General features: G+C 44.5%; 6 protein-coding genes and 2 rRNA genes (1 of these 8 cut by a window edge). 3 read left to right on the plus strand and 5 right to left on the minus strand.

Going from position 1 to position 12,060, the window contains the following annotated elements; all coding sequences use genetic code 11:
• Nucleotides 1–106: 106 nt before the first annotated feature.
• The gene (gene purL / locus KAN5_RS11795; protein ID WP_244389766.1) at nt 107–3,991 is read right to left on the minus strand and encodes a phosphoribosylformylglycinamidine synthase; all 3,885 of its coding nucleotides are present in this window, start codon (nt 3,989–3,991) and stop codon (nt 107–109) included.
• A gap of 255 nt (nt 3,992–4,246) precedes the next feature.
• Between purL and mltF the strand changes: the two genes are divergently transcribed.
• Nucleotides 4,247–5,809 carry a membrane-bound lytic murein transglycosylase MltF gene (gene mltF / locus KAN5_RS11800; RefSeq protein ID WP_016708371.1) on the plus strand — a complete coding sequence of 521 codons (1,563 nt, stop codon included), beginning with the start codon at nt 4,247–4,249 and terminating at the stop codon, nt 5,807–5,809.
• Between the two features lie 102 nt (nt 5,810–5,911).
• Nucleotides 5,912–6,079, plus strand: coding sequence for a hypothetical protein (locus KAN5_RS11805; RefSeq protein WP_016708372.1), 168 nt, complete (start codon nt 5,912–5,914; stop codon nt 6,077–6,079).
• Here the strand turns inward: KAN5_RS11805 and tadA are convergent.
• Nucleotides 6,076–6,579 (minus strand): tRNA adenosine(34) deaminase TadA, encoded by a 504-nt coding sequence (gene tadA / locus KAN5_RS11810; protein WP_138553856.1) that lies wholly within the window; start codon nt 6,577–6,579, stop codon nt 6,076–6,078. The genes KAN5_RS11805 and tadA overlap by 4 nt on opposite strands.
• A gap of 179 nt (nt 6,580–6,758) precedes the next feature.
• Here tadA and KAN5_RS11815 point away from each other — a divergent pair, with 179 nt between their 5' ends.
• Nucleotides 6,759–8,063, plus strand: a complete 1,305-nt coding sequence (locus tag KAN5_RS11815; protein WP_016708375.1) for an inosine/guanosine kinase — start codon at nt 6,759–6,761, stop codon at nt 8,061–8,063.
• A 5-nt stretch (nt 8,064–8,068) separates the two neighbouring features.
• Here the strand turns inward: KAN5_RS11815 and glsB are convergent, their stop codons facing one another.
• From glsB to KAN5_RS11830, 3 genes are all read right to left on the minus strand, one after another.
• On the minus strand, nt 8,069–8,992 hold the full coding sequence (glsB, locus tag KAN5_RS11820; RefSeq protein ID WP_016708376.1) for a glutaminase B: 924 nt from the start codon (nt 8,990–8,992) through the stop codon (nt 8,069–8,071).
• 589 nt (nt 8,993–9,581) lie between these two features.
• A 5S ribosomal RNA gene (gene rrf, locus KAN5_RS11825) occupies nt 9,582–9,696 on the minus strand.
• Nucleotides 9,697–9,954: 258 nt separating this feature from the next.
• A 23S ribosomal RNA gene (locus KAN5_RS11830) occupies nt 9,955–12,060 on the minus strand (it continues 779 nt past the right edge of the window).

The following is a 12,060-nucleotide window of genomic DNA, read 5'->3' on the forward strand; positions in this document are numbered from 1 at the left end:
ATCCTTAAATAAATTTTGACCTTTGACCAGCATAAACAAAAAAGGCTGCACAATGCAGCCTTTTATTCTATCGCTAAAGTATGAACCTAGCTTGTATAAATGTAAATTAACCTACATTTTTACGTGCGTTACGGAACATACGCATCCATGGGCTATCCTCGCTCCACTCATCTGGGTGCCAAGAGTTAGCAACCGCTCGGAATACGCGTTCAGGGTGTGGCATCATCACAGTCGCACGACCATCAGTAGATGTAATACCTGTAATGCCCTCTGGCGAACCATTTGGGTTAGCCGGATACTGAGTTGTTGGGTTACCGTAGTTATCAACAAATTTAACCGCAACAGTACCTGACTCAAGCGCCGCTTTAACCGCAGCACCGTCTGCAAATTCAGCATGACCTTCACCATGAGACACCGCGATAGGCATACGAGAGCCTGCCATACCGTTAAAGAATACAGAAGGATTCTCCTGCACTTCAACCAAGCTAAAGCGTGCTTCAAAACGCTCAGACTTATTAGTTACAAAGCGTGGCCAATGCTCAGTGCCAGGGATCAACTCTTTTAACGTTGATAGCATCTGACAACCATTACACACACCTAAGCTAAATGAGTCTTGACGCTCAAAGAAGCTTTGGAACTGATCGCGTGCCATATCATTAAACAAGATTGATTTAGCCCAGCCTTCACCTGCACCTAGTACGTCACCGTAAGAGAAACCACCACATGCCACTAAGCCTTTAAATTCTTCAAGGCTTAAGCGCCCTTCAAGAATATCGCTCATGTGCACATCAACCGCTGCAAAACCTGCACGGTTAAACGCAGCAGCCATTTCTAGGTGCGAGTTAACACCTTGCTCACGTAAGATAGCCATTTTTGGCTTAGCGCCTGTAGCAATATACGGCGCTGCCACATCTTCGTTTAAGTCAAAATTTAATTTAACGTTAAGACCAGGATCTTTAGCGTCAAACTTGGCATCGAACTCTTGTTTAGCACAATCTGGATTATCACGACGCGCTTGCATTTGGTACGTTGTTTCGGCCCAAATTGTACGAAGCTCTGTACGTGTATTACTAAGTACTGTGTTGCCTGCACGATTAAAGACTACAGTGTCATCACCGTTTAAAGAACCAATTGCGTGGCTGATTGCTGCAATACCGTGCTCAGCAAATACCGCATTTACTGCGTCTAAATCACTATTAGCAACTTGAATAACAGCACCGAGCTCTTCGTTATAAAGAACTTCAATATCTGAGCCTGTTAGCTCATCAAGGTTGACTGTTACACCCGTGTGACCAGCAAATGCCATTTCAGCTACTGTGGTAAATAAACCACCGTCTGAACGGTCATGATAAGCAAGTAACTTGTTATCTGCGACTAGTGTTTGCATTGCATTGTAGAAGCCTTTTAATAATTCAGGGCTATCAACATCTGGGGTTACATCGCCTAATTGCTTATAAACTTGCGCTAAGCTTGATGCACCCATGCGGTTTTTGCCTGCACCTAAATCAACTAAGATCAGTGACGTTTCACCTTTATCTGTACGTAACTGTGGGGTCACCGTTTTACGTACATCTTCAACACGGCCAAATGCAGTGATGATTAACGAAAGCGGTGCAGTAACCGATTTTTGCTCGCCATTCTCATCCCATTGAGTTTTCATCGACATAGAGTCTTTACCCACAGGAATAGTGAGGCCGAGTGCAGGACAAAGCTCTTCGCCCACGGCTTTAACTGCTTCGTATAAACCGGCATCTTCACCTGGGTGACCTGCAGCAGCCATCCAGTTTGCAGATAGCTTAATATTCTCAAGACCACCAATATTGGCACATGCAATATTAGTTAATGACTCAGCTACAGCTAAGCGTGCTGATGCGCCATAGTTCAGTAATGCCGCAGGTGTACGCTCACCCAGTGACATAGCTTCACCATGGTAAGTATCATACGTTGCAGCTGTCACTGCACAGTTAGCCACTGGTACCTGCCACGGGCCAACCATCTGGTCGCGCGCAACTAAACCTGTTACAGAACGATCACCAATCGTGATCAAGAAGGTTTTTTCTGCAATGGTTGGTAAGCGTAATAAACGCTGTGCAGCATCTGCGATATCAATTTTTGCTGTATCTAACGCTTCACTAGTCGCTTTTAAAGAGTGCGCTTCACGGTGCATTTTCGGTGCTTTACCTAATAATACATCTAGCGGTAAATCAACAGGGTTGTTATCAAAGTGGCTATCAGCAACTGTTAAATGACGCTCTTCAGTAGCTTCACCAATGACCGCATATTGTGCACGTTCACGCTTACAAATAGCTTCAAAACGGTCAAAATCTTCAACGGCTACGGCAAGTACATAACGCTCTTGTGATTCGTTACACCAAATTTCATGCGGCGCCATACCTGGTTCATCATTAGGAATGTCGCGTAGCTGGAATTTACCACCACGACCACCGTCATTCACAAGCTCAGGGAATGCATTTGATAAACCACCTGCGCCCACATCGTGGATAAACGCGATTGGGTTAGCATCACCAAGTTGCCAACACTTATCGATCACTTCCTGACAACGACGTTCCATTTCAGGGTTTTCGCGCTGTACAGAAGCAAAGTCTAAATCTTCATTTGATTGGCCAGATGCCATTGATGAAGCGGCACCGCCACCTAAACCAATGTTCATGGCAGGACCACCTAATGCAATCAGTTTTGCACCAACTGGAATTTCACCTTTTTGTACATGCTCAGAACGAATATTACCTAAACCACCGGCAAGCATGATTGGCTTGTGGTAACCACGAACTTCGACACCATTGTGGCTATTGACTTGTTCTTCATAAGTACGGAAATAACCTAATAAGTTTGGACGACCAAACTCGTTGTTAAATGCCGCGCCACCTAGTGGGCCATCAATCATAATATCAAGCGCGTTAACAATACGACCCGGTTTACCAAAATCAGTTTCCCACGGTTGCTCATAACCAGGAATACGTAGGTTTGATACAGTAAAGCCAACTAAACCCGCTTTTGGCTTAGAGCCACGACCGGTGGCGCCTTCATCACGAATCTCACCACCAGACCCCGTTGCCGCACCTGAGAATGGGGCAATGGCTGTTGGGTGGTTATGCGTTTCAACTTTCATCAAGATTTCAATGTTCTCTTGATGATACGCGTATTCACCTTCAGCATTCGGGAAGAAACGACCCGCTTTAGAGCCCGTCATTACTGCAGCGTTATCTTTATAGGCAGATAATACATTTTCAGGATTATGCTCGTAGGTGTTTTTAATCATTTTAAACAGCGACTTTGGCTGTTCGATACCATCAATTGTCCAATCTGCATTAAAAATCTTGTGACGGCAATGCTCTGAGTTTGCTTGTGCAAACATAAATAATTCGATGTCGTTCGGGTTGCGCCCTAACTTTTGGAAGTTCTCTACCAAGTAATCGATTTCGTCATCTGCCAGTGCAAAGCCTTGCTCAACGTTTGCCGTAGCAAGCGCTTCACGACCACCGCCTAAAATGTCTACTGATGACATTGGACTTGGTGCGTCAGTGCGGAACAATTTAGCGGCATCGTCCATTGCGCCATGTGTTGCTTCAGTCATGCGATCATGTAACAAGGCTGCGACTTGAGAAAGCTGTTCAGCGTTTAAATCACCTTCAACATAGTAAGCAATACCACGCTCTACACGGTGAACTTGCGCTAAACCACAATTATGTGCAATATCCGTCGCTTTTGAAGCCCAAGGTGAGATTGTTCCTGGGCGAGGCGTTACTAACACCAAAGTACCTGCTGGTGTATGTTCGGCAATCGTTGGACCATAGGTAAGTAACTTCTCAAGCTTAGTTTGCTCGTCACTTGAAAGCTCTGCCGTTAAATCGGCAAAGTGTGCATACTCAGCGTATACATTAGTGACTGGAAGTTGCGCCTGTTGGCAACGGGCTAAAATTTTCTGAACTCTAAAATCGGAAAGTGCTGGTGCACCACGAAGGATCAACATAGGTATTTTCATCCGGGGTTAGGGATTGAACGATATTTTAGGCGGGCATTATATACCCAAGTAACTCGGAAATACAGGTTAAGGGGGGAATTAAAATTGCGTCAATGCCCGTATTTGTTCGCATCGTTTATCCCGAATATTACCGTTCAGCACATGGAGATATTAAAACAGCGCAACATCATCTACAACAAATCGACAAGTGACGCCACGTTAAAGTTTTGATATAAGGGGATAGTAGCATTCAAGGGGCGCGGTATGTTTAAACAAAAGCTAATAACAATCATTACGTTAGTAATGTTTTTATGTGCCTGCGATATGCAGCAGCAACAATCTCAACTCAGTCAAATTAAAGCACACAATAAAATCCGAGTTGGTACATTAGCAGGGGCAAGTAACTACTACCAAGCCGTACAAGGCGAACAAGGGTTTGAATATGAGTTAGCGCAAGAGTTTGCAGACCATTTAGGTGTCGAGCTTGAAATGGTGCCGTTCTTTAACTTATCCGATATGTTTTCTCGTTTAGATAATGGCGACTTAGATTTAATAGCTTCCGGTTTAACTTATGACAAAACTCGTGCTCAAACTTACCGGTTTGGCCCAACATATCGCACCATTAGTCAAAAATTAGTTTATAAGCAAGGACGTGTAAGACCTCGTGACTTTGATGATCTAACTGGTAACTTAACGGTACTGGCAAAAAGTAGCCACTCATTAGCACTTCAACAAATAAAACAAACTCACCCGAATTTAACTTGGCAAGAAACCGAAGAGTTTGATGAAGAAGAGTTACTGCAAGGCGTAATAGATGGAGACATAGATTACACCCTTGCAGACTCGCACACTTTATCTTTATTCCGTCGCTACCACCCCAATTTAAGTATTGGTTTTTCAGTTACCCGCAATGATCCAATTGCATGGTTATTGCGCAAAGACGGTGATGATTCACTCTACGCATTAATGGTGCCGTTTTTTGGTGAAGTGAAGCAAAATAATCAACTATACGTTCTTGAAGAAAAATACTTTGGTCACGTGCGCCAATTTAACTACGTCAATACCCTCGCCTATATTGAAGCTATCAAAGACACTTTACCTAAATATCAACCTTGGTTTGAGCAATATGCGGGGACGCTAGATTGGCGCCTGCTTGCAGCTTTAAGTTATCAAGAATCAATGTGGAACCCACGCGCTAAATCACCAACGGGGGTACGTGGTATTATGATGCTCACTCGCGATACAGCAAAACAAGTTGGTGTAACGAACCGTTTAGCACCAGAGCAAAATATAAAAGGCGGTGCAGAGTATCTAATGAAACTAGAAAAACGCATCCCAGATCGAGTCCCGCAACCTGATCGCATGTGGTTGGCATTAGCGTCATATAATATTGGCTGGGGTCATGTAAATGACGCGCGGATCATTACCGAGCAACAAGGAGCAAGTCCCGATAAATGGGCAGATGTGAAAAAACGCTTACCATTGCTCATCAAAAAGCGTTATTACCGTAACACCAAGTATGGTTATTCCCGTGGCGATGTCGCAGTGCAATATGTTGATAATATTCGCCGTTACTACGACGCTTTAGTATGGCTTGATGAAAATGATGCGATTGCCCCTGCTGAGCCTGAAGTCGTCCCAGCAAAAGAGTCTAACGTAAAACCGCAAACTGAAACACAAACAGTAATTGAGAAACCTGCACAGCAAGAGCCCAGCAGCACAGCTGATTCAATACAAGAAGCCCCTATAACCACAGAAGCGAGTAAGTCAACGACAACTCCCCCCGTATTATCTCCCAAAAAAGACGATGACAAAGAATCAAAATAACTTAAAATACAATAAGGTTACGATATCTATTTACTTGTCATCAAATGATCACTAATGTGTAGTATCAAGTTATTTCTCACTCTCACATTTTTAGGAGATACTATGTTGAAACGTCGCCGGACACATTCGTTCAAACGTAACGTGATTTATTCATCATCAACACGGCGCAGAATTATGCTGCGCAATTTACATAAAAAAGTTATTTGGCGTCGTCGCATGTTTGCGATGCAACAAATGGCAGAATTAAATACAGCGACGCCTGTAGGTTAAGCCTTCAGGTCTCGCTGCGCTTGCTTTTTAGCTTTAATTTCTTGGCGGCGGCGTTTAAAAAAATTAGAAATAGTCTGTCCACTTTGCTCCGCTAGCACCCCTCCCACAACTTCTACTTGATGATTTAACCGAGGATCTTGTAATAAGTTCATGATTGATCCAGCTGAGCCTGTTTTAGCATCAGCAGCACCAAAAACTAACCGCTTAATACGACTGTGTACCAACAAGCCCGCACACATTGAGCATGGCTCCAATGTAACGTACAAAGTGCAATCTATTAAGCGATAGTTATCAAGCGCTTTACCTCCTTCACGGATTGCTATCATCTCGGCATGAGCGGAAGGATCATTATCAGTAATAGAGCGATTATAACCAGCTCCAACTTGCTGATTATCTTTAACCAGCACAGCCCCGACAGGAATTTCATTCAATTGCTCAGCTTTTTGTGCATACTCGAGTGCTTTTGCCATCCAATATTGATCATCCAACTGTTCAGTCATTGATTTAACCTTTAACTAATTATTGTTTAATTATACTCACTTAGGCTGATAAAACGCTAAACTTAGTAATTAGTGATAAAAATAAAACAAATTAAAGCAGCATTTACGTGGCTCACCTTAGGTGATTTACGCTATAATCTCCCGCTTTTTTTATTTAGCTCACAACACACGGGTAGCAAATGAAATTTCCTGGACGCCGCAGGCATAAACATTATTTTCCAGTGGAAGCCAAAGATCCACTTACAAATCAACTTAACGCCAGTGATCGGTTACAGCGCAGCTACATCACAGGTATTGACCAAATAGTAGTTGATATAGAAGCTAAAGTTGATCAAGCTTTCCTTGATGAATTTCAGCTACGTAGAGGCATGTCGCAAGTTATAGATAGTGATATAACCAATGCTTTATATGACCGTTTAAAACTGAACGACATGATCGACTATGAATTTGCCGGTGGCACTATAGGTAATACCATGCACAACTATTCTGTATTAGCGGATGATCGTTCTGTGTTACTTGGTGTAATGAGTGAAAACATCAAAATTGGTAGTTATGCGTACCGCTTCTTATGTAATACCTCAAGCCGCGTAGATTTAGACTATCTACAACCAGTAGATGGCCCTATAGGTCGCTGCTTTACTTTAATTGATGATTCAGGCGAACGTACCTTTGCAATTAGTGCAGGGCTTATGAATCACTTGCGTCCTGAATCAATTGATCAGCAGTTAATAGAAAACTCATCAGCATTGGTGATCAGCGCTTACTTAATGCGTACACAAGGCGCAGAGACGATGACCGAAGCAACAATGCAAGCAGTAAAATATGCAAACGATGCTGGCGTACCCGTCGTGCTAACATTAGGAACAAAATTCTTAATCGAACAAGATCCAACTTGGTGGGCTGAGTTTGTCGCTAAGCATGTTGATATTTTAGCAATGAATGAAGAAGAAGGTTTCGCTATCACCGGTTTTGAAGATCCACTATTAGCTGCTGATAAAGCGCTTGATTGGGTCGATTTAGTGATCTGTACCGCTGGCGAAAAAGGCTTATTCATGGCAGGTTTCGTCGATGAAAAGTTTAAACGTGAAACTGAATATCCTCTCTTACCCGGTGCGATAGCTGACTTCAATCGTTATGAATTCTCCCGTGCAATGCGTCAAAGTGACTGTGAAAACCCAATTCGCGCTTACAGCCACACAGCCCCATTTATGGGCGGGCCTGACAGCATTAAAAATACAAATGGTGCTGGTGATTGCGCATTAGCAGCAGTGTTACACGACCTATCAGCCAATGTTTATCATAAACTCAATGTAGGTAACTCGGCTAAACACCAGCAGCCCGCAATGACCTACTCATCTTTGGCGCAGATCAGTAAGTACGCCAACCGCGCCAGCTATGAAGTGCTTGTACAACACTCCCCTCGTCTATCGCGTGGTTTACCTGAACGAGAAGACTGTTTAGAGCAAGTTTACTGGGAACAGTAAACTTGCTAAAAAATAGAAATATCGAGCTTTTTAGATAGCAGCTCTAAAGCTGCTATTCCAGCCACAGAATTACCAAAAGAATTTAAACCCGGCGAATACACCGCTACCGTAAATTTACCAGGCAACACAGCCAAAATAGTACCCGACACACCAGATTTACCAGGCATCCCTACTCGGTAACCAAAATCACCTGCGGCGTCATACAAGCCACTAGTAAATAACAAAGAATTTAGCTGTTTAGTTTGCAGGCTAGAAAGCACTCGTTTGCCACTCAAGTAACAAACTCCTTTATTTGCCAAAAAACTATACCCTTTAGCTAACTCAACACAATTAAGCTCAATTGCACAAAAGTTAAAGTAAGCCCACAGCACATCATCAACTTCATTATTAAAGTTACCAAATGACTTCATCAAATGCCCCATTGCAGCATTGCGATGGCGGAACTCATACTCAGAGTTAGCCACTTTTTTATCTATAGTAATACTTTTATTTCCTGATAGTTCTCTGAAAGTCTCAAGCATAGTATGCATAGGTGCAGATAAGCGGCTATATAAAGCATCGCAAGTTACAATAGCACCAGCATTGATAAAAGGGTTACGTGGTATGCCTTTTTCAAACTCAAGCTGCGTCAAAGAGTTAAAAGCAGTACCAGAAGGCTCTTTACCGACACGTTGCCATAGTTCATCACCATAACGCTGTAAGGCCAGAGTCAGTGTCATCACCTTTGACACAGATTGAATAGTAAAACGCTGCGCGCAATCCCCAGCACAAAAAGTTTGCCCGTCAGTTGTATAGATAGCAATCGAGAATTGATTAGCATCAACTTCAGCTAGCGCGGGAATGTAATCAGCCACTTTTCCCTCAGATAGTAATGGCTGAACTTCAGCGATAATTTCATTTAAGACATGTTGGTAATCAGAGTTAGCCAATATAGCTCTCACTCTCTATGTTGATAAAAACAAAATTCTAACATGATAGTTGGGATCAGTTGGTGGCATTTGTAGATAAAAATTTGCGAGTTTCGAGTTTCGAGTTTCGAGTTTCGAGTTTCGAGTTTCGAGTTTCGAGTTTCGAGTTTCGAGTTTCGAGTTTTTCAAGATTAAAGTATGGGAGAGTGAAAGAGGCAAGCCGTTTTAAAGGTGTATGTTGCGCTCTGAGGAGTTCGTGGCGTTCTTTTCTCCGTGGGTGTCAGAGACTCATCACGGTGTATAGGTTGACACTGTGCGGCTGATAGCTGACAGCTATACTTTATTCCAGACAACAAAAAACCCGTCACATTGCTGTAACGGGTTTCTCTTATTTGGAGCCTGGGATGACGTAGTGCCTACAGCGGTAGAGAGCCACATAGCAAATGCTACGCTCTCATTGTCTGTGGCTTTATTTATCCATGAGTATCAGATACTCAACCCACGCTACGGTGTCCAGGTTGACACTGTGCGGCTGATAGCTGACAGCTATACTTTATTCCAGACAACAAAAAACCCGTTACATCGCTGTAACGGGTTTCTATTATTTGGAGCCTGGCGATGACCTACTTTCACATAGCAAATGCTACACTATCATCGGCGCTGTTTCGTTTCACTACTGAGTTCGGCATGGGGTCAGGTGGGTCCAAAACGCTATTGTCACCAAGCAAATTTGGTGTCAGTTCGTATTACTACGCACTAACTAAAATTTGGAAAATGGCTGATAATTGTTTTCTGACGGCTGAAAGCTTATGGCTTACGGCTGTCAGTAAATCTACTTTAGTTGTCGCGATAAATCACGACCTACAATCTTAACTTCTGCGCTTAAACAGTCACATAAAAATCTGTCTGGAACAGATTTTAACGCACTTGTGCGGCTTTAGTCATTTACATGGACGTAAATGATAAAACGCGTTTGGCGTTGTATGGTTAAGCCTCACGGGTAATTAGTACAAGTTAGCTTAACATGTCACCATGCTTCCACATCTTGCCTATCAACGTTGTAGTCTTCAACGGCCCTTCAGAGACTTTAAAAGTCTAGTGAGAACTCATCTCGAGGCCTGCTTCGCGCTTAGATGCTTTCAGCGCTTATCAGTTCCGAACGTAGCTACCGGGCAATGCCATTGGCATGACAACCCGAACACCAGCGGTTCGTTCACTCCGGTCCTCTCGTACTAGGAGCAACCCCTCTCAATTCTCAAACGCCCACGGCAGATAGGGACCGAACTGTCTCACGACGTTCTAAACCCAGCTCGCGTACCACTTTAAATGGCGAACAGCCATACCCTTGGGACCGACTTCAGCCCCAGGATGTGATGAGCCGACATCGAGGTGCCAAACACCGCCGTCGATATGAACTCTTGGGCGGTATCAGCCTGTTATCCCCGGAGTACCTTTTATCCGTTGAGCGATGGCCCTTCCATTCAGAACCACCGGATCACTATGACCTACTTTCGTACCTGCTCGACGTGTCTGTCTCGCAGTTAAGCTGGCTTCTACCATTACACTAACCGTACGATGTCCGACCGTACTTAGCCAACCTTCGTGCTCCTCCGTTACTCTTTGGGAGGAGACCGCCCCAGTCAAACTACCCACCAGGCACTGTCCGTAACCCCGATTCAGGGGCCAACGTTAGAACATCAAAACTACAAGGGTGGTATTTCAAGGACGACTCCAACAAGACTAGCGTCTCATCTTCAAAGTCTCCCACCTATCCTACACATGTAGGTTCAATGTTCAGTGCCAAGCTGTAGTAAAGGTTCACGGGGTCTTTCCGTCTAGCCGCGGGTACACAGCATCTTCACTGCGATTTCAATTTCACTGAGTCTCGGGTGGAGACAGCGTGGCCATGGTTACACCATTCGTGCAGGTCGGAACTTACCCGACAAGGAATTTCGCTACCTTAGGACCGTTATAGTTACGGCCGCCGTTTACCGGGGCTTCGATCAAGAGCTTTGTCCGAAAACTAACCCCATCAATTAACCTTCCGGCACCGGGCAGGTGTCACACCGTATACGTCATCTTGCGATTTTGCACAGTGCTGTGTTTTTAATAAACAGTCCCAGCCACCTGGTCACTGCGGCTCCCGTCCGCTTAGAGAGTAAATCTCATCACAGATAGGAGCGTACCTTCTCCCGAAGTTACGGTACGATTTTGCCTAGTTCCTTCACCCGAGTTCTCTCAAGCGCCTTAGTATTCTCTACCTGACCACCTGTGTCGGTTTGGGGTACGATTCGGTATAATCTGAAGCTTAGAGGCTTTTCCTGGAAGTATGGCATCAGCAACTTCATCACCTTAGTGACTCGTCTCGTGTCTCAGTCTTAGCAACCCGGATTTTCCTAAGTCACCAACCTACTCACTTTCACATGGACTACCAACGCCATGCTTGCTTAGCCTGCTCCGTCCCCCCATCGCAATTATACCAAGTACGGGAATATTAACCCGTTTCCCATCGACTACGCCTTTCGGCCTCGCCTTAGGGGTCGACTTACCCTACCCTGATTAACATGGGATAGGAACCCTTGGTCTTCCGGCGTGCGGGTTTTTCACCCGCATTATCGTTACTCATGTCAGCATTCGCACTTCTGATACCTCCAGCATACCTCCCGGTACACCTTCAACGGCTTACAGAACGCTCCCCTACCACTCATCCTAAGATGAATCCGCAGCTTCGGTGCATAGTTTAGCCCCGTTACATCTTCCGCGCAGACCGACTCGACCAGTGAGCTATTACGCTTTCTTTAAAGGATGGCTGCTTCTAAGCCAACCTCCTGGCTGTCTGGGCCTTTCCACATCGTTTCCCACTTAACTATGACTTTGGGACCTTAGCTGGCGGTCTGGGTTGTTTCCCTCTTCACGACGGACGTTAGCACCCGCCGTGTGTCTCCCGGATAGTACTTTACGGTATTCGGAGTTTGCAAAGGGTTGGTAAGTCGGGATGACCCCCTAGCCTTAACAGTGCTCTACCCCCGTAAGTATTCGTCCGAGGCTCTACCTAAATAGATTTCGGGGAGAACCAGCTATCTCCCGGT

Origin of the sequence: Pseudoalteromonas sp. KAN5, assembly GCF_022846535.1 — a bacterium.
GTDB lineage: Bacteria > Pseudomonadota > Gammaproteobacteria > Enterobacterales > Alteromonadaceae > Pseudoalteromonas > Pseudoalteromonas haloplanktis.